This window comes from Paraburkholderia acidipaludis NBRC 101816, from assembly GCF_000684975.1.
Classification (GTDB): Bacteria; Pseudomonadota; Gammaproteobacteria; order Burkholderiales; family Burkholderiaceae; genus Paraburkholderia; species Paraburkholderia acidipaludis.
Window position 1 is genome coordinate 100,497 of record NZ_BAXZ01000014.1, and the last position, 19,779, is coordinate 120,275.

Genomic DNA, 19,779 nt, shown 5'->3' on the forward strand with positions numbered 1-19,779 from the left:
CCAGCCTCACCCCCGCTCGAACACCCGCCGCCACAACGCCAGCACCGCTTCGCGCTGTGCCGCCACCCGTTCGGGCGCCACGCGCGCCTTCTCCATCCCGTCCAGCCGCAACTGGTGCTGCAGCTTGCGATAGAGCCGGTACGCCGAGCCGATCGTATCGGCCTCTTCCTCGCTCATGAGCCCGAAGCGCGACACCTCGCGCAAGAGCGCGATGTTCCCCGTGTTGCGGATCAGCTCGGGGTCCTCTGCCGCGTGCAGCAGCACCCAGTACTGCACGAGAAACTCGATATCGACCATGCCGCCGCGGTCGTGCTTGAGGTCGAAGAGTTCGGTCCGGTTGGGATGGCCGTCCTCCACGCGCTGGCGCATCTCGACGATCTCCTGCGCGAGCGGCGCGGCGTCGCGCGGCGTGGTGAGCACCTGCACGCGGATCGCCTCGAAGGCGTTGCCGATCTCTGCATCGCCCGCCGAAAAACGCGCGCGCGTGAGCGCCTGGTGCTCCCAGACCCACGCCGTGTTCGCCGCGTCGCCCTCGCGCAACTGGTAGCGGCGGAACGAATCGAGATCGGTGACGAGCAGCCCCGACTCGCCGTTCGGCCGCAAGCGCAGGTCGACGTCGAACAGCGTGCCCGCGCCGGTGGCCGTCGTGAGCCACGTGATGAGGCGCCGCGCGAACGTCGCGTAGATCTCGGCGGCGCTTTCGTCTGCGTCGTCGTAGAGGAAGATCAGGTCGAGGTCCGAGGCGTAGCCGAGCTCCTTGCCGCCCAGCTTGCCGTAGGCGATCGCCGCGAAGCGCGGCACCTCGCGGTGGCGCTTCGCGAACTGCTTCCAGACCGTTTCGATGGCCACGTCGAGCACCGCGTCCGCGAGCTCGGAGAGCCGGTCGCTCACGTGTTCGACCGAGAGGCGGCCCGCCAGGTCGTTGAGCAGGATGCGGAACACTTCGGCCTGGTGCGCGTGGCGCAGCAGGTCCATCTGCTGTTCCACGTCGGCCGCGGCCGCGAGGCGCGCGCGCAGGAGGCGCGAGAACTCGGGCCAGTCGAACGGCGTGGCGATGGCCTCGTCGTCGAGCAGCTCGTCGAGCAGTTGCGGATGGCGGATCAGGTAGCCCGCCGCCCAGCGCGACGTGCCCAGCACCTTCAGCACGCGGTCGAGCGCGTCCGGATACTCGCAGAGCAGCGCGAGATAGGCGCCGCGCCGGATCACCGCTTCGAGCAGGTCGAACATGCGCGCGAGCGTGTCGCCGCGGTGCGCGCGCGTCTCCAGCGTGCGCGCGGCCTCCAGCGCTCGCTGCGCCACGCTGTCGAAGCGCTGGCGGCTCTTTTCGGGCAGCCCCGCATAGCGCGAGGACTGCCACAGGCCGCGCAGACGCGCGAGCAGCGGCCCGGGGTCGTCGATGCCCAGGTCGTGCAGGCGCTCGAGCAGTTCGTCGTCGGTCCCCTCCTCCGCCAGCGCGGCGCTCCACACCCACGCGGCCGCGCCGTCCTCGCGCGCCGCACAGCCGCCGTCGCCGTTGACCTTGTCGGCGAAGATCTGGTCGAACTGGCGCTCCACCCTGTCGCGGTGCGCGTCGAGCGTCTTCATCAGCGCGGCGTAGTCGGCGAAGCCCATCGCGCCGGCCAGCGCCGCGCGCTCGGCCGGATCGACCGGCATGGCGTGGGTTTGCGCGTCGTCCCGATACTGCAGGCAATGCTCGAGTTCGCGCAGGAATTGATAGGCGCGCGTCAGGTCCGTGCAGACCTCCGGCGCGATCAGCCCGCGCGCCGCCGCATAGCCGAGCACGGCGAGCGTCGGCCGCACGCGAAAGCCCGCGTCCTGGCCGCCGCGAATCAGTTGAAATACCTGGGCGCTGAATTCGATCTCGCGGATGCCGCCGCGGCCGAGCTTGATGTCGTCGGCCTTGTCGGGACGCATGTGAGCGCGGCGCTGCGCCTCCTGGCGGATCTGCACGTGCAGCGAGCGAATCGCGGCGATCACGCCGAAGTCGAGGTAGCGCCGGTAGACGAACGGCTTCACGAGCGCGTCGAGCTGCGAGGCGAGCCGCCGCGCGCTCTCGCTATCGGACTCCGAAACAAGCCGCCCCTTGATCCACGCGTAGCGCTCCCACTCGCGGCCCTGCACGTAGAAATATTCTTCGAGCATGCCGAGGCTGCCCACGAGCGGCCCCGAGTCGCCGTTCGGACGCAGCCGCATGTCCACGCGGAAAACGAAGCCGTCGGCCGTCACGTCGCTCAACGCGCCGATCAGCCGCTTGCCCACACGCGTGAAAAAGTCCTGCGTCGCGATGGGCGAGCGCTGGCCGCCCGTGGTCTCGCCGTCGTCCTCGTAGACGAAGATCAGATCGATGTCCGACGAAACGTTGAGTTCGCGCCCGCCCAGCTTGCCCATGCCCACCACGCCGAGCGTGAGGCGCTCGCCGTTCGGGCCGCGCGGCTCGCCGAAGAGCGCTTCGAGGTCGGCCGTGACCACCGCCAGCGCGCGCTGGATCGCCACTTCGGCGAGATCGGTCATCGTGCCGGTGACCTCCGCCACGTCGGCCACGCGCGCAAGATCGCGCTCCATCACCGCGCAGATCACCTCGACGCGCAGCTGGCGCAACGCCTTCTTCAACTGATCGTCGGTGAGCGCCGCGCCGCCTGCCTGCGCGCAGAGCGTCTCCAGCCGCGCGGCGATGCGCTCGCGCGTGACCGGCCCGGCGGCGAGCGCCTCGACCTGCGCCGCGAGGCCTGGGCGGGCCGCACAAGCACGCGCGGCATAACGGGAGTAGCGGGAACTGAGAAGGGGAATGTCGTCGGTCATGAAGGCCTGGCTCGCTGGGGTGCAGTACCGGCGGCATGCATTTTGCGGGCCATCGAGGCTACTCCGGATGGCCGATGCCGCCCCCCTATGTGATACATTTCGTGGTCAGAACGCAACGCTACCATACCCCACCCGCAGCAGCATGTCCGAGCGAAACGATCCCGCCGGCCCGCATCAAACCGGACATGCCAGCCGGGCGACCCCGGATGCGCCCGAGCACCATCACCCGGTGCTGCGTCACACGTTGCGCGTATTGGCCGCCTTCGCGCTCGTCCTCTACTTCATCGTCGCCGCGCTGACCTTCGGGCTGCGCTACATCGTGCTGCCCTATGTCAACGACATTCGGCCGCGCATCGAAGCCCTCGTCTCCAGCAAGATCCACGCGGAATTCCGCATCGGCAAGCTCGCGCCGCACTGGCTAGGCTTCCAGCCCGGCATCGACGTCACCGATCTCACGATCCGCGACCGCCATGGCGCGATCGCGCTGAACGTGCCGCATGCCACGATGGCGGTCTCCTGGCGCTCGCTCGTCTCGTTCGAGCTGCTGCTCTCGAGCGTCGAGGTCGAGCGCCCCGACGTCTTGATCGCCCGCGAGGACGACGGCACGCTCACGGTGGCCGGCGTGCCGGTGCCCACGGCTCATACGGGCAACGCCACGTTCACGACCTGGCTCATGCGCCAGCAGGCCATTATTCTGCGCGGCGGCACGCTGCGCTGGCATGACGCCACGCGCGACGTGCCCGATCTCGCGCTGCACGACATCCGCCTCGCGATCCTCAACGACGGCTACGACCACCGCGTCGGGCTGCAGGCGCCGAGCGAGGGCACCGTACTGGACGGCCCGCTCGACTTCCGGGCGCACTTCCGCCACGCGCGCCTGTCGCAAGCGGGCAAACCCGTTGCCTGGACCGGCAACGCTTATCTCTCCACCGGCCCCGTCGATCTGCCCACGCTTGCCCGCTACGTCAAGATCCCGATCGCCACCTATGCAGGCCGCATCGACAACGCCATCTGGGCGCACTTCGCCTCGGGCCATCTGCTGTCGGCGAACGGCGTGGTCGACGGCACCGCCGTTTCGCTGCAGGTGCGTCCGACCCAGCCGCGCCTCGACCTGCCCGTCGCGCACTTCCAGTGGCGCATGGGCGTGCAGCCCGGCGACTACACGCTGCAGTTGCAGGACTTTCGCGCCGAGCTCGGCCAGCCGCCGCTCGACGACGGCACGCCGCTCGTGCGCACGCTCGCGTTCACGACGCTCGACGCGCGTTTGAGACAGCAGTCGCTGCAGCACGGCCAGCTCTTCAGCGTGGCGGGCGACCGCATCGACCTCGGCATCCTGGACGAGTTCATGCGCGCGCTGCCGCTGCCGGGCCGCGTGGAAAACGCCCTGATCCGCTTCAATCCGCAGGGGCTCGTCGAGAACTACGACCTCGCGCTCGAACGCGCGGCGCCGGAGTCGGGCGAGGCCGCCACCGAACAACGCGCGACGAGCGCCGAGCCGATCGTCCACTACCGGCTCAAGGCCGACCTGCAGGGCATCAGCGTGGACGCCCAGGAACCGGGGCCGGGCCTCACGCCGCGCGGCCACCCGCGCGCGGGCCTGCCCGGCTTCGAGAACCTCTGGGGCCATATCGACGCCGACGAGGCGCACGGCACGATCAACTTCGACACGACCAAAGCCGCCGTCACGCTGCCGGGCGTGTTCGACAACCCGCGCCTCACGTTCGACCGGCTTTACGGCGCGGGCAAGTGGACCGTCGCGCCCCGGCGCGAAGCCGGCGACACGCACAAGGCCTTCGAAGTGGACGTCTCGGAACTGGGTGTCGCGAACGAGGACGCGCGCGCCAGGATGACCGCGCACTACACGAACCCCGGCCACGGACGCGGCGCACTGGACCTGAAAGCGGACTTCGAGCGGGCCCAGGTCAAGGCCATCCCGCGCTACCTGCCGACGAGCCTCTCCGAAAAGGTGCGCACCTACCTCGGCCACGGCCTGCAGGCCGGCGTCTCGAAGGGAGCCACGCTGGAAATTCATGGCGACCTCACGCTGTTCCCCTACTCGCGCGCGCCCGATGCCGGCCAGTTCCGCATCGTCGCGCCGTTCGCGGGCGGCCGCTTCGACCCGTCGCCGTTCCCGCCGAAAAAGCTCAAGAACGGCGCGCCGAACGTGTGGCCCGCGTTCGACGGCATCGACGGCGTGTTCACGCTTGCCGAAAACAAGCTGCGCTTCGACGTCGCGCGCGGCCACTATCGCGGCTTCGTTCTGCACGACGTGAGCGGCCGCATCGACGATCTCGGCACGAAGGGATCCGACCTCTTCATCAGCGGCGCCGGCCGCGGCCCGCTTGCCGACCTGCTCGACTATGCCGACAACAGCTCGATCGGCTATGTGTCGAAACACGCCACCGCAAAGGTGCGCGCGCAAGGACCGGCAACGCTGGCGCTCAAGCTCACGATCCCGCGCGTGCCCAAGCCCAAGGTCAAGCTGGCGGGCACGATCGGCTTCGAAAACGACCAGCTCACGGCCGACAACGTGCCGCCCGTCTCGAATCTCACGGGCAAGGTCCACTTCAGCAATCACAGTGCGCAGGTCGAGGCGCTGAGCGCGCGTTTCCTCGGCGGCGCCCTGCGCGCCAACGGCGGGCTGAGCGAAGACGGCCGCTATGCGCTCGACGTATCGGGCAACGTTGCCGTGGATGCCGCGCGCGGCCTGAACCTGCGCGGCACGGCGGCGGCCGTGCTGGGCCGCCTGAGCGGGCAGGCGCCCTACGCGCTCAGCGTGAGCGGCACGAAGGGCCATCTGCCCGACGTGAAGGCCTCGTCGGACCTGACCGACCTCGCGCTCGACCTGCCCGCGCCGTTCGGCAAGACCGCGGGAACGCCGATGCCGCTGCGCTTCGAACTGCAGCCGGGCGCGGGCGACGGCAGCGACGCCGGCAATCCCGCCGCGTTCCAGCACGCCGACGTGACGCTCGGGCCGTTCGCCGCGAAGTATGTGCTGCGGCGCGTGCCGGGCCACGTGCCCGACGTGGTGCGCGGTGCGATCTCGATGAACCGGCCCGTCGATCTGCCGACGGACGGCGTGACCGCCAACGTCGACATGCCCGCCTTCGATGCCGACGCGTGGCACAGCGTCGTGCAGCAGATTCGCGGCGCAGCGGCGGCGAGCACGGCGGCCGCGACGCCGGCGAGCGGCGCGCAGACGGTTGCGGCCAATGCCGCCGGCAGCGCGGCCAGCGGCGCCGCCCCGGCGCAACCCGCCTCATCAACGGCCGCGACCCCGCCCATGCCCGGCGGCGCCTTCGCCCAGTTCCTGCCGTCGCGCTTCGCGGTGCACGTCGGCACGCTCACGCTGCTCAAACGCCACTGGGAGAACGTCGTGGTCGGCGCGACGCGCACCGGCCGCGACTGGCAGGCCAACCTCGCCTCGAACCAGGTTTCCGGGCACCTCTCCTGGAAGCCCGGCGCCGTTCCCGGTTCGCCCGGCACGCTCGAGGCACGCCTTGCGCGCCTCGTGGTGCCCGCCGCGACCGAAAACGACCTGCTCGGCCAGGCCATTTCGCAGCCCGCCCAGAACATGCCCTCGATCGACCTGGTCGTGAACCAGCTGATCGTGCGAGGCCGCGACTTCGGCCGGCTGCAGGTGAACGCGCGCAATATCGACGAGAACGGCGTGCCGGTCTGGCAGCTCGACACGCTCGACCTCAGCAATCCCGACGCGCACCTGGCCGCAACGGGCAACTGGCGCTCGATCGGCGACATCGGCCCCGACCTCGAAACGGCGACGCCGCGCCGCACCGCGCTCGAATTCCGCCTCGACATCAAGAACGCGGGCGACCTGCTCGCACGCGCGGGCAAGCCGCGCACGCTCAAGGGCGGCGAAGGCACGCTGTCCGGCAAGCTGGACTGGCGCGGCGGCCCGACGAAGATCGATTACCCGTCGCTCGAAGGCAGCGTCGCCGTCGATCTGCGCCATGGCCAGATCCTCAAGGTCGATCCGGGCGTGGCGAGGCTCCTCGGCGTGCTGAGCCTGCAAAGCCTCGCGCGCTATGCGAGCACGGATTTCCGCGACGTGATCGGCGAAGGCCTGCCCTTCACGAGCGTCACAGGCACGGGCGTGATCGAAAACGGTGTCGGCCGCACGAACGATTTCAAGCTCGTCACCGCACCGGCCCGCGCCCAGATGAGCGGCAGCGTCGACCTCGCCCACGAGACCCAGGACCTGCACGTGCACGTAGAGCCGACCGTCAGCCTGGGCGCCGGCGTGATCGCCGCGGCGGTCATCAATCCGCTCATCGGCCTTGGCGCGCTCGTCGCCGACTTCGCGCTCTCGCACACCGTCGAGTCGGCGTTCGCGATCGACTACGCGATCACGGGCTCCTGGGCCAAACCGCACGTCGAGCGGCTGCACGGCGATCAGGGTAAGATGAACGCGCAGTCGCCGGCCACGGCGCATTGAACCGTGCGCGCCGTACCGGCCAGCCGCCCTGTTTGCCGCACTGCGCGTCACGCCAGGTGCCGTACCGGGCGGCGTCTCCCATGAGCCACTTCGCGAGCCAGCTCGCACGCCGTCGATGAGCGATTCCCCCACTACCCCATTTCGCGTCGCCGCGCTGCAGATGGTCAGCACGCCCGATCGCGAGCGCAATCTGGCCGAAGCCGGGCGCCTGATCGCCGAAGCGGCCGCGGCCGGCGCGCGCCTCGTGTTACTGCCCGAATATTTCTGCTTCATGGGCTACAAGGACAGCGACAAGCTTGCGGTCCGCGAGCCCTACGGCGATGGGCCGATCCAGCGGTTTCTCGCCGAGGCCGCGCTGAAAAACAAGGTGTGGATCATCGGCGGCACGCTGCCTTTGCGCGTGCCCGACCCGCTGCCCGAGGAAAACCGCGTGCTGAACACGACACTTGTGTTCGACACGCGCGGCGAAGAGGTCGCGCGCTACGACAAGATCCACCTGTTCAACTTCGAGAAAGGCGCGGAATCGTTCGACGAAGCGCGCACGATCCGCCCCGGTGGCGAGGTGCGCACCTTCGAAGCCCCGTTTGGCCGCGTCGGCCTGTCGGTCTGCTACGATCTGCGCTTTCCCGAGCTGTACCGCCGCATGGGCGACTGCGCGCTGATGGTCGTACCGTCCGCGTTCACGTACACCACAGGCCGCGCGCACTGGCAGACGCTCCTGCGCGCCCGCGCCGTCGAAAACCAGTGCTACGTGCTGGCCGCCGCGCAAGGCGGACAGCATGAGAACGGCCGCCGCACCTGGGGCCACAGCATGCTGATCGACCCGTGGGGCGAAGTGATGGACGTGCTCGACGAAGGCCCCGGCGTCGTGGCCGGCGACATCGACCTCGCGCGCATCGCCGCCGTGCGCGCGAGTTTGCCCGCGTGGCGACATCGCATGCTCGACTGCAACTGAGCACAACAAGAGCAGCGCAACGGCTTGACAAAGCCGCTCACCACCCGAATTTACCGAAACTGATCCTCCCTATTGCACGCATGAACATCATCGAACCCGGCATCCGCAATCTGGCGACCGCCAAGGACGTGCTCCTCACGCCCTACGGCCTCGACGAGACGCTGCTCACGCGCACGCTCGGCGAGATTTTCACTCACCGCGTCGATTACGCCGACCTCTACTTCCAGGCCACGCGCAGCGAAGCGTGGAGCCTCGAAGAAGGCATCGTCAAATCGGGCAGCTTCAGCATCGACCAGGGTGTCGGCGTGCGCGCCGTCTCCGGCGAGCGCACGGCGTTCGCGTACTCGGACGATCTCTCGCCCGAAGCGATCCGCCAGGCGGCCCTCGCCACGCGCTCGATCGCGAAAGCAGGCGGCGGCAAGCAGAAGATCAAGGTGGCCAGCGCCTTCAAGGGCATCGCGGGCCGCGACCTGTATCTGCCCTCCGATCCGCTGGGATCGCTCGACGCCACCGAAAAGGTCAAGCTGCTCGAGCGCATCGAGCAGATGGCCAAGGGCCGCGACCCGCGCATCACCCAGGTCATGGCGGCGCTCGCCGGCGAATACGACGTCGTGCTCGTGGCCCGCAGCGACGGCGCCCTCGCGGCGGACATCCGCCCGCTCGTGCGCGTTTCGGTCACGGTGATCGCCGAGCAGAACGGCCGCCGCGAGATCGGCAACGGCGGCGGCGGCGGGCGCTATGACTACGGCTACTTCACCGATGACGTCCTCTCGAAATACGTCGACGATGCCGTGCATAGCGCGCTCGTCAATCTGGAGGCACGCCCGGCGCCGGCCGGCGCGATGACCGTCGTGCTCGGGCCGGGCTGGCCCGGCGTGCTGCTGCACGAAGCGATCGGCCATGGGCTGGAAGGCGACTTCAACCGCAAGGGCTCGTCGGCATTCGCGGGACGCATCGGCGAGCAGGTGGCCGCAAAGGGTGTCACGGTCGTCGACGACGGCACGCTGCCCAATCGGCGCGGGTCGCTCAACATCGACGACGAAGGCAACCCCACGCAGTGCACGACGCTGATCGAGGACGGCATTCTCAAGGGCTACATCCAGGACTCGCTCAACGCGCGTCTCATGAAGATGCCCGTGACCGGCAATGCCCGCCGCGAGTCCTACGCCGCCCTGCCGATGCCGCGCATGACCAACACCTACATGCTGAACGGCGATAAGGATCCGCAGGAGATCATCGCTTCCGTGAAGAACGGTCTCTACGCTGTCAACTTCGGCGGCGGCCAGGTGGACATCACGAACGGCAAGTTCGTGTTCTCGGCCTCCGAGGCCTACATGATCGAGAACGGCAAGATCACCTATCCGGTCAAGGGCGCCACGCTGATCGGCAGCGGCCCCGAGTCGCTCAAGTACGTGAGCATGATCGGCAACGACATGAAGCTCGATTCCGGGGTGGGTGTGTGCGGGAAGGAAGGCCAGAGCGTGCCCGTGGGTGTCGGCCAGCCTACGTTGCGCATCGACCGCATGACGGTGGGCGGCACGGTTTGATTTCATGCACATGGATGCGGAAAATCCGCATCCATGTGCATGATTTCCGCGCCTTGACTACATACTGCGCGGATATCACGCATTTTTGCAGTGCAGCGCTTGCCAGCCCGAGGATGATCGGGTTATAAAGGCAAACACCCTTTTCGACGAACTTCACGTTCCAGCAAGTTTTTCGCCATGACCGCCACGAAGTTTTACTTTTACTTCTTTTGGTATCTCAGACCGCTGGCGGATCGAGAGGGTTGACAGTACGCGCAGAACCCCGAATACACGAGAAACCGCCAGCAAGCCTGGCGGTTTTTTTTCGTCCTTTCGCCCCAAACCCACGAGCCGCAATTTTCATCTAACCGCTTTTTGAGGCACCGTCCGCGCCGCCACCGTTGATCGACGCCGACACACGCTACACACAGGATCAGGAGAAAACGACCATGCCCCCGCACAACACCGACGATGTCCGCATCCGGGAACTGAAAGAACTCACGCCGCCCGCGCACCTGATCCGCGAATTCCCGTGCTCCGAGGCCGCCTCGACCCTGATCTACGAAACCCGCCAGTCGCTGCACCGCATCCTGCACGGCATGGACGACCGCCTTATCGTGATCATCGGCCCATGCTCGATCCACGACACCAAGGCCGCCGTCGAGTACGCGCAGAAGCTCCAGCCGATGCGCCAACGCTTCGCCGGCGAGCTCGAAATCGTGATGCGCGTGTACTTCGAAAAACCGCGCACGACGGTGGGCTGGAAGGGCCTCATCAACGACCCGTACCTCGACAACAGCTTCAAGATCAACGACGGCCTGCGCACCGCGCGCGAACTGCTCGTCTCGATCAACGAACTGGGCCTGCCCGCCGGCACCGAGTACCTCGACATGATCAGCCCGCAGTACATCGCCGACCTGATCTCGTGGGGTGCGATCGGCGCGCGCACGACCGAGTCGCAGGTGCACCGCGAACTGGCCTCGGGCCTCTCGTGCCCGGTGGGCTTCAAGAACGGCACGGACGGCAACGTCAAGATCGCCGTCGACGCGATCAAGGCCGCCTCGCAGCCGCACCATTTCCTCTCGGTGACGAAGGGGGGCCATTCGGCCATCGTCTCGACGGCCGGCAATGAGGACTGCCACGTGATCCTGCGCGGCGGCAAGACGCCTAACTACGACGCGGACAGCGTGAACGCGGCATGCGCCGACATCGGCAAGGCAGGCCTCGCCGCGCGCCTCATGATCGACGCGAGCCATGCCAACAGCTCGAAGAAGCACGAGAACCAGATTCCCGTGTGCGCCGACATCGGCCGCCAGATCGCCGCGGGCGACGAGCGCATCATCGGCGTGATGGTCGAGTCGCATCTCGTGGCAGGGCGCCAGGATCTGAAGGAAGGTTGCGCGCTCACCTACGGGCAGAGCATCACCGATGCCTGTATCGGTTGGGACGAAAGCGTGGGTGTGCTGGAAGGGCTGGCGGAAAGCGTCAGGCAGCGGCGCGTGGCGCGCGGCAGCGGTAACTGAACGACAACTGAGCCGCGTCGTTCGTGAATACGGCAACCCCGGCGTCGCGCCGGGGTCTTGCTCCAGTTCGCCCGGCCGTTGCAGCCGGGCGTTTTTACATGCCGCTCAGTCGAGCATGCCCGAACCGAAGATTTCCGTGCGGATACGCTGCGGATCGACGCCGCGTGCGACGAGCGCCTCGCGCTGCGCGCGCATGAATCCCACGGGGCCGCACAGGTAATAGTCGGCGTCAGCCGGCAGCGCGGCCGCTTCGATCCGTTCGAGGTCCATGCGTCCCGCGTAGTCGTAATCGACGCCCGCGCGGTCGCTCGCCTCGACTTCCTCATAGAACACGGCGCTGCGCACGTTCGCATGATCGCGGGTGACATCGCGCAGCCAGTCGCGGAACGCATGAACGCGTCCGTTGCGGCATGCATGCACGAACGTTACGGGGCGCGCGCTGCCCTCGGCCACGAGGGTCGCGAGCATCGACGCCATCGGCGTGATGCCGACGCCGCCGCTCATGAGCACGACAGGCGCTGCCGCTTTCCGGTCGAGCGTGAATTCGCCCATCGGCGCGCTCACGTGGACGATCGCGCCTTCCTCGACGCCGTCGTGCATCAGGTTCGACACGTGACCGGGCTCGACCTGCTCGCGGCCCGCCTCGCGCTTGACCGAGATGCGCAGCCAGCGGCCGTGGGGCGCGTCCGAGAGGCTGTACTGGCGCGGCTGATCGACGCCCAGGCGATCGACGAAGCGCGTCACGCTCACATACTGTCCCGGCTCGAAGCCGCCGGCGGAAGCGCCGTCGGCCGGCGCGAGATAGAACGACGTGATCTCGTCGCTCTCGACCTGCTTGCGAATCACCTTGAACGGCCGGAAGCCGCTCCAGGACGCGCCCTCGTACAAACCCGCCTCCGCGCCGATCATGATCTGCGCGAGCTGGCCATAGGCTGCGGTCCATGCGTCGAGCGTAGGCTGATCGACGGCATCGCCGAGCACGTCGACCACGGCGCCGAGCAGATGGCGCCCCACGATCGGATAGTGCTCCGGACGAATGTTCAGGCTCGCATGCTTGTGGGCGATGTGCGTGACTGCGCCGCCGAGCGCGCCCAGATTGTCGATATTCGCCGCGTAGGCATAGACCGCGCGCGCCAGCGTTTCGGGCTGGCTGCCGCTTTGCTGGTGCGTCTGGTTGAAGAGATTCTTCAGTTCGGGATGCGCATTGAACATCCGCTTGTAGAAGTGCTTCGTGATGGTGGCGCCATGTTCGGCAAAGACGGGGGCCGTGGCCTTGACGAGGGCCATCTGGTCGGCGGTAAGCACAGTCATTCGGGTTCTCCGGCTTAAAGATGCATCTACGATACATGTTTAAGTTCGAGTATACCCTGGTCATTTTGCCGCATGGGAATTCGCGGACAAATTGGAGCGTCGGCGGCGCATGGCGACGCCCCGGTTGGGGCCGCCGCCGACGGCCCCCTCAGTCCGCCGACCCGCCACGGTCGTGACGCCAGTAAACGTCATCGCCGCCATGCGCGCGATTGAGCACGCGCGCCAGCACGAAAAGCAGATCGGACAGCCGGTTCACATAACGCCGCGGTGTTTGGGCAAGCGTTTCGCCCGCCGGTAACGAGGTTCCGAGCGCTACGACGGTCCGCTCCGCGCGCCTGCAAACGGTGCGGCACACATGCGCGAGCGCCGCCGCGCGCGAGCCGCCGGGCAGGATGAACTCCTTGAGCGGCGGCAGCGCGGCGTTGTAGTGGACCAGCCAGCCGTCGAGCCGTGCCAGATGCGCATCCGTCACGACCGTGTGTCCCGGCATGCAGAGCTCGCCGCCCAGATCGAAGAGATCATGCTGGATCTCCGTGAGCGCGGCGCGCACGTCGTCGGGCAGCGTTTCGCAAAGCAGCACGCCGATTTGCGAATTCAGTTCGTCGACGTCGCCGATAGCCGCGATCCGCAAGGCGTCCTTGCGGATGCGGCTGCCGTCGCCGAGGCCGGTCGTGCCGTCGTCGCCCGTGCGCGTAACGATTTTGCTCAGCCGATTGCCCATGATGTTTTGTGTCCCATGCAAGGCCCCGAGGCGGGGCGGCGCGCACCGCACGCGCCTTGCCGGCATTATAGGTTTGACGCAGCGCAGCAAATTGGGCGGGCCGGCAGGCGCACCATCGTTCGGCGTAAAATGGGCCGCAGCAGCAACGTACAAGCAACGCATAAGCAAGACATGCCCCGATGAAGGAGACGCCGTTGAATCACCCCGCGCCGCCGGCCACCGCACGCCGCCCGTTTCCCGCCGATCTCCTCGACCAGTTGCGCAGTGCGTTCGGCGAGCGTGTTTCCACGTCCGAAGCCGTGCGCGCCCACCATGGCCGCGACGAGTCGCGCTTCGACCCGCAATTGCCCGACGCCGTGGTGTTCGCGCACAGCACCGAAGAAGTCCAGGCCATCGTGAAGCTGTGCGCGCAATACGGCGTGCCGATCATTCCGTACGGCAACGGGTCGTCGCTCGAAGGCCATCTGCTGGCCGTGCAGGGCGGCGTTTCGATCGACCTCTCGCAGATGAGCCGCGTGCTGTCGATCAATGCGGAAGACCTCACCGTCACCGTCGAACCCGGCATCTCGCGCAAGGCGCTGAACGAGGCGCTGCGCGACACGGGTCTCTTCTTCCCGATCGATCCGGGCGCGGACGCGAGCATTGGCGGCATGTCCGCGACGCGCGCCTCCGGCACCAACGCCGTGCGCTACGGCACGATGCGCGAGAACGTGCTTGGGCTCACCGCCGTGCTGGCCGACGGACGCGTCATCAAGACCGGCACGCGCGCACGCAAGTCGTCGGCCGGCTACGACCTGACGCGCCTCTTCGTGGGGTCCGAAGGCACGCTCGGTGTCATCACTGGAATCACCTTGCGCCTCTATCCCCAGCCGGAAGCAGTGTCGGCCGCGGTCTGCACGTTCCCATCGATGGCCGAAGCTGTGCGCACCGTGATCGAGACGATCCAGGTGGGTGTACCGATCGCGCGCGTGGAGTTCATCGATTCGCTCGCCGTGCGCGCCATCAACCGCCATTCGAACCTTACGCTGCGCGAGGCGCCCACGCTCTTCTTCGAATTCCACGGCACGGCCGCGGGCGTCGAGGAACAGGCGCGGCTCGTGCAGGAGCTTGCCGCGCAGAACGGCGGCGAAGGCTTCGAATGGGCGACACGCCCCGAAGACCGCAGCCGCTTGTGGAACGCGCGCCATAGCGCCTACTTCGCCATGCTGCAGCTGCGGCCCGGCTGCCGCGCGGTGACGACCGACGTCTGCGTGCCCATTTCGCGCCTTGCCGAGTGCGTGGTGGAAACGGAAACCGACCTGAAGGCGTCGCCGCTGCCCTGCCCGATCGTCGGTCACGTGGGCGACGGCAACTTTCACGTGGCGATGCTGATCGACGCGGACAATCCCGCAGAAATCGACGAGGCGGAACGCCTGAACCGCCGCATCGTCGAGCGCGCGCTCGCGATGGACGGCACCTGTACCGGCGAGCATGGCGTGGGGCTGCACAAGATGGACTTCCTCGTGGAAGAGCACGGCGCCGATACCGTCGACACGATGCGCGCGATCAAGCATGCGCTCGATCCGCACAACCTGATGAATCCAGGCAAAATCTTTTCGTGGGCGGCCTGAGCGCCGCGGTGCCAACGGAACAGCGCGGAACAGCGTGGACAAACGGGAGGACACATGAACGCACCGGCCGAGGTGTCGCCGGAAGTGCTCGCGCAACGCCAGCGCGAAGTGGTGCAAACCTTGATGGCGGTACTGCCCGCGCATTGCCTGCTGCATCGGGAAGAGGACACCGTCGCCTACGAGTGCGACGGGCTCGCCGCCTACCGGCGCCTGCCGCTTGCGGTCGCGCTGCCGGAAACCGAGTCGCAGGTGCAGCGCATCGTGCAGATCTGCCGCCGCCTCGACGTGCCCATCGTGCCGCGCGGCGCGGGCACGGGACTTTCCGGCGGCGCCATGCCGATCCGGCACGGCATCGTGCTTTCGCTCGCGCGGTTTCGCCGGATACTCGAAGTCGACCCCTATGCGCGCACGGCGACCGTGCAGCCCGGCGTGCGCAATCTCGCGGTCTCCGAAGCCGCCGCACCTTACGGCCTCTACTACGCGCCCGACCCTTCCTCGCAGATCGCCTGCACGATCGGCGGCAACGTCTCCGAGAACTCGGGCGGCGTGCATTGCCTCAAGTACGGCCTTACCGTGCATAACATCCTGCGCGTGCGCGCGGTCACGATGGACGGCGAGATCGTCGAATTCGGCTCGCTCGCGCCCGATGCACCGGGTCTGGACCTGCTCGCCGTGATGATCGGCAGCGAGGGCATGTTCGCGATCGTGACCGAAGTCATCGTCAAGCTGATCCCGCGGCCGCAGACCGCGCAGGTCATCATGGCGAGCTTCGACGACGTCGTGAAAGGCGGTGACGCGGTGGCCGGCATCATCGCGGCGGGCATCATTCCAGCTGGCCTCGAGATGATGGACAAGCCCGCCACGCGCGCCGTGGAAGAATTCGTGAAAGCGGGCTACGACATCGACGCCGCCGCGATCCTGCTGTGCGAATCCGACGGCACGCCCGAGGAAGTGGCCGATGAAATCGCGCGCACCGTGCTCGTGCTGCGCGAGCATGGCGCCACGCGCATCCAGATCTCGCGCACCGAGGAAGAGCGGCTGCGCTTCTGGTCCGGGCGCAAGAACGCGTTTCCGGCCGCGGGCCGCATCTCGCCCGACTACTACTGCATGGACGGCACGGTGCCGCGCCGCAGCATCGGCCCGCTGCTGGCGCGCATTCACGACATGGAAGCGCAGTACCGCTTGCGCTGCATTAACGTGTTCCACGCCGGCGACGGCAACATGCACCCGCTCATTCTCTTCAACGGCAACGACCTCGACGAGTGGCACCGCGCCGAGGCCTTCGGCGCCGACATTCTCGAAACCTGCGTCGAGCTGGGCGGCACCGTGACCGGGGAGCACGGCGTGGGCATCGAGAAGATCAATTCGATGTGCGTGCAGTTCTCTCCGCAGGAGCGCGACGCGTTCCACGCGGTCAAGCGCGCGTTCGATCCGTCCGGGCTGCTCAACCCCGACAAGGGCATTCCCACCCGGGCCCGCTGCGCCGAGTACGGCAGGATGCACGTGCGCGGGAACCTGCTGCCGCACCCCGAGCTGCCGCGCTTCTAGGCCCGCTGGACGGGCTGCCCGGGAGGCAGCGCCCGATGCGGGTCCGCTCCGGGTTGCCAGCACGGGACCGGCCGGTACAATCGAACGAACGACAACGACAATCACGCCATGGAAGAGGACGACATCGTCGCCGTCTGGTCGGACCGCGTACGCGCGGCGACTGCCGATGGCCGCCCGCTGCGCATACGCGGCGGCGGCACGAAGGACTGGTACGGGCAGACACTCGAAGGCGCCATTCTCGACACCCGCACGCACCGGGGCATCGTCGCCTACGACCCGGCCGAACTCGTGATCACGGCGCGCGCCGGCACGCCGCTCACCGAAATCGAAGCGGCCCTCGCGGCGAACGACCAGATGCTGCCCTTCGAGCCCCCCCACTTCGGTACGCAGGCCACGCTCGGCGGGTGCATTGCAGCGGGCATCGCGGGGCCGCGCCGGGCATTCGCGGGAGCGGCGCGCGACTTCGTGCTGGGCGCCGCGATCATGAACGGACATGGCGAAGTGCTGCACTTCGGCGGCCAGGTCGTGAAGAACGTGGCCGGCTACGACGTCTCGCGCCTGCTCGCAGGTTCGCTCGGCACGCTCGGCCTGATCCTCGAACTCTCGATCAAAGTTCTGCCGGCGCCGCAGTCCGAAACGACGCTCAAGTTCGACATGAACGGCACCGACGCCGTGCGCAAGCTCAATGAATGGGGCGGCCGTCCTCTCCCCATGACGGCAAGCGCCTGGCGCAACGGCACGCTCGCCGTGCGGCTCGCGGGCGCGGAAACCGCCGTGAAGGCCGCGCGCGCGGCGCTGGGCGGCGAAGTGGTGGACGCGGTGGAGGCCGAACGCTTCTGGGCCGGCCTGCGCGAGCAGACCGACCCGTTCTTCGCGGCCATCGCGCCCAACGCCGCGCTCTGGCGCCTCGCCCTGCCCTCGATCGCCGAGCCGCTGCAGCTGCCCGGCGCGCAACTGATGGAATGGGGCGGCTCCCAGCGCTGGTGGATCACGGAAACCGACGCGCAAACCGTGCGCATCACGGCCAAGCAGGCAGGCGGCCACGCGACGATGTTCCGCACGGGGCACGCATACGACCGCAGCGCGGGCGTGTTCACGCCGCTGCCCGCACCGCTCATGAAGATCCACCGCGGCCTGAAAGCCGCGTTCGACCCGGCCCGCATCTTCAATCGCGGCCGACTGTACTCCGACTTTTGATATCACCGGCACGCGGCAATGCAGACGAATCTCGCGGATTTCATCCGGAACACGGCGGACGGCGACGAGGCCGACGCGATCCTGCGCAAATGCGTGCACTGCGGCTTCTGCACGGCGACCTGCCCGACCTACCAGTTGCTCGGCGACGAGCTGGACGGCCCGCGCGGGCGCATCTATCTGATCAAGCAGATGGTGGAGGGCGCGACGGTGACGAAGAACACGCTCACGCATCTGGATCGCTGCCTCACCTGCCGCAGTTGCGAAACGACGTGCCCCTCGGGCGTGCAGTACGGGCGCCTCGTCGAGATCGGCCGCAAGCATGCCGAAGAGACGGTCCCGCGGCCGCTGCGCCAGCGGATCGTGCGGCGCCTGCTCGCCAGCTTCCTGCCGCGCCGCGGGCTGTTCTCGCCGGCCATGCGCATTGGCCAGCAGATCCGCCCGCTCCTGCCGCGCCGCCTGCGCGACAAGGTGCCGGTACGCCAGCGTGTGCTCGCCTGGCCGACCGCGAAGCACGCGCGCAAGATGCTCATGCTCGCGGGCTGCGTGCAGCCTTCGATGATGCCGAACATCAATGTGGCCACGGCGCGCGTGCTCGACGCGCTCGGCATTGAAACGGTGGTCGCGCCGCAGGCCGGCTGCTGCGGCGCGATCCGCCTGCATATGGGCTACGTGGACGAGGCGCTCGACGACGTGCGCGCCAACGTGGACGCCTGGTGGCCCCATGTCGAAGCCGGTGTGGAAGCGATCGTGATGAACGCCTCGGGGTGCGGTGCGACGGTGAAGGAGTATGCGCACCTGCTGCGCAACGACCCCGCTTACGCCGACAAGGCGCGGCGCATCGCCGAGCTGACGCGCGATATCTCGGAGATCCTGCCCGACTTCGAAGAGGAACTCGTGGCGGCCGCGCGCCGGCGCGGCATCCAGACCGTGGCGTGGCATCCGCCCTGCACGCTCCAGCACGGCCAGCAACTGCGCGGCGGCGTCGAAAAGGTACTGGGCGCGCTGGGCCTCGACGTGCGCGTGCCTGCGGACAGCCATCTGTGCTGCGGCTCGGCCGGCACGTATTCGATCACGCAGCCGCGCCTTTCCTACGCGCTGCGCAACCAGAAGGTCGATCGCCTGAAGGCGCTCGAACCGCAACTGATCGTCTCGGCGAACATCGGCTGTATCGCGCACCTGCAGAGCGGCACGACGATTCCGGTCACACACTGGATCGAGCTGGTGGAGCATATGCTGGCGGCGAACTGAACGCCGGGAGATCGAACACGTTCCAAGCGTAGCGCCTCACGCAGCACGCAAAAAGCCGGCCGTTCGGCCTATGTTTGGCGTCTGGTCCAGTCCGTATAATTGCCCACAGTCATTGCCCACGTTCGCTCTGGTTCGTTTCAACGGCCACCGCGCCAATAAGGTGACCGCCCCATCCCCATGACCGATCTCACCCATAATCTGGAAACCGTCCGCCAGCGTATCGCCGCCGCCGCCCGCAACGCCGGGCGCGAGCCGGATTCGGTCGAGCTGCTCGCGGTTTCGAAGACTTTCCCCGCAGAAGACGTGCGAGCCGCGCATACGGCCGGCCAGCGTGCGTTCGGCGAAAACTACGTGCAGGAAGCCGTGGACAAGATCGAGGCACTGGCCGATCTGCGCGCCGGGCTCGAATGGCATTTCATCGGGCCGCTGCAGTCGAACAAGACGCGCCCCGTGGCGGAACGCTTCGACTGGGTGCATTCGGTGGATCGCCTGAAGATCGCGCAGCGTCTCTCGGAACAGCGGCCCGCCGGCATGGCGCCGCTCAACGTCTGCCTGCAGGTGAACGTGAGCGGCGAAGCCACCAAGAGCGGCGTCGCGCCACAGGACGCAGCGCAGGTCGCCCGCGCGATCGCCGCGCTGCCCAATCTGCGGCTGCGGGGGCTGATGTCGATCCCGGAACCCGAATCCACGCTTGAAGCGCAGCGCGCGCCGCACCGGCAACTGCGCGAACTGTTCGATGCGCTGCGCGCCGAGGGGCTCGCGCTGGACACCCTGTCGATGGGCATGTCGGCCGACCTGGAAGCGGCCGTGCTCGAAGGCGCGACCATCGTGCGGATCGGCACCGCTGTCTTCGGCGCACGCGATTACTCTCACTGATCACTTTCC

12 protein-coding genes are annotated in these 19,779 nt (G+C 67.9%); 9 read left to right on the plus strand and 3 right to left on the minus strand.

All coding sequences use genetic code 11. The annotated features are described in order from the left end of the window. Nucleotides 1-6 precede the first annotated feature (6 nt). A complete protein-coding gene (glnE, locus tag BAC01S_RS16620) occupies nucleotides 7-2,799 on the minus strand; it encodes a bifunctional [glutamate--ammonia ligase]-adenylyl-L-tyrosine phosphorylase/[glutamate--ammonia-ligase] adenylyltransferase (RefSeq protein WP_027795786.1) in 2,793 nt (930 codons plus the stop codon). 142 nt (nucleotides 2,800-2,941) lie between these two features. Between glnE and BAC01S_RS16625 the strand changes: the two genes are divergently transcribed. The 4 genes from BAC01S_RS16625 (at nucleotide 2,942) to aroG (ending at nucleotide 11,259) form a co-directional block, all read left to right on the plus strand. Next, a complete protein-coding gene (locus tag BAC01S_RS16625) occupies nucleotides 2,942-7,255 on the plus strand; it encodes a YhdP family phospholipid transporter (RefSeq protein ID WP_027795787.1) in 4,314 nt (1,437 codons plus the stop codon). 115 nt (nucleotides 7,256-7,370) lie between these two features. After that, nucleotides 7,371-8,210, plus strand: coding sequence for a carbon-nitrogen hydrolase family protein (locus BAC01S_RS16630; RefSeq protein WP_027795788.1), 840 nt, complete (start codon nucleotides 7,371-7,373; stop codon nucleotides 8,208-8,210). A gap of 80 nt (nucleotides 8,211-8,290) precedes the next feature. Then, on the plus strand, nucleotides 8,291-9,757 hold the full coding sequence (gene tldD / locus BAC01S_RS16635; RefSeq protein ID WP_027795789.1) for a metalloprotease TldD: 1,467 nt from the start codon (nucleotides 8,291-8,293) through the stop codon (nucleotides 9,755-9,757). 428 nt (nucleotides 9,758-10,185) lie between these two features. Further along, nucleotides 10,186-11,259, plus strand: a complete 1,074-nt coding sequence (gene aroG / locus BAC01S_RS16640) for a 3-deoxy-7-phosphoheptulonate synthase AroG (RefSeq protein WP_027795790.1) — start codon at nucleotides 10,186-10,188, stop codon at nucleotides 11,257-11,259. 105 nt (nucleotides 11,260-11,364) lie between these two features. Here the strand turns inward: aroG and hmpA are convergent, their stop codons facing one another. After that, complete coding sequence (gene hmpA / locus BAC01S_RS16645; protein ID WP_407667938.1) at nucleotides 11,365-12,603, minus strand: NO-inducible flavohemoprotein; 1,239 nt, start codon at nucleotides 12,601-12,603, stop codon at nucleotides 11,365-11,367. 115 nt (nucleotides 12,604-12,718) lie between these two features. Then, nucleotides 12,719-13,291 carry a cob(I)yrinic acid a,c-diamide adenosyltransferase gene (locus BAC01S_RS16650; RefSeq protein ID WP_027795792.1) on the minus strand — a complete coding sequence of 191 codons (573 nt, stop codon included), beginning with the start codon at nucleotides 13,289-13,291 and terminating at the stop codon, nucleotides 12,719-12,721. 194 nt (nucleotides 13,292-13,485) lie between these two features. Here BAC01S_RS16650 and BAC01S_RS16655 point away from each other — a divergent pair, with 194 nt between their 5' ends. The 5 genes from BAC01S_RS16655 (at nucleotide 13,486) to BAC01S_RS16675 (ending at nucleotide 19,770) form a co-directional block, all read left to right on the plus strand. Beyond that, complete coding sequence (locus tag BAC01S_RS16655; RefSeq protein WP_027795793.1) at nucleotides 13,486-14,901, plus strand: FAD-binding oxidoreductase; 1,416 nt, start codon at nucleotides 13,486-13,488, stop codon at nucleotides 14,899-14,901. Nucleotides 14,902-14,955: 54 nt separating this feature from the next. Beyond that, nucleotides 14,956-16,449 (plus strand): FAD-linked oxidase C-terminal domain-containing protein, encoded by a 1,494-nt coding sequence (locus BAC01S_RS16660; RefSeq protein WP_027795794.1) that lies wholly within the window; start codon nucleotides 14,956-14,958, stop codon nucleotides 16,447-16,449. A 108-nt stretch (nucleotides 16,450-16,557) separates the two neighbouring features. After that, nucleotides 16,558-17,646: a glycolate oxidase subunit GlcE gene (gene glcE / locus BAC01S_RS16665; protein ID WP_027795795.1), complete on the plus strand. Its 1,089-nt coding sequence runs from the start codon at nucleotides 16,558-16,560 to the stop codon at nucleotides 17,644-17,646. An 18-nt stretch (nucleotides 17,647-17,664) separates the two neighbouring features. After that, the gene (gene glcF, locus BAC01S_RS16670) at nucleotides 17,665-18,894 is read left to right on the plus strand and encodes a glycolate oxidase subunit GlcF (RefSeq protein ID WP_027795796.1); all 1,230 of its coding nucleotides are present in this window, start codon (nucleotides 17,665-17,667) and stop codon (nucleotides 18,892-18,894) included. Nucleotides 18,895-19,071: 177 nt separating this feature from the next. After that, the gene (locus BAC01S_RS16675; RefSeq protein ID WP_027795797.1) at nucleotides 19,072-19,770 is read left to right on the plus strand and encodes a YggS family pyridoxal phosphate-dependent enzyme; all 699 of its coding nucleotides are present in this window, start codon (nucleotides 19,072-19,074) and stop codon (nucleotides 19,768-19,770) included. Nucleotides 19,771-19,779 lie beyond the last annotated feature (9 nt).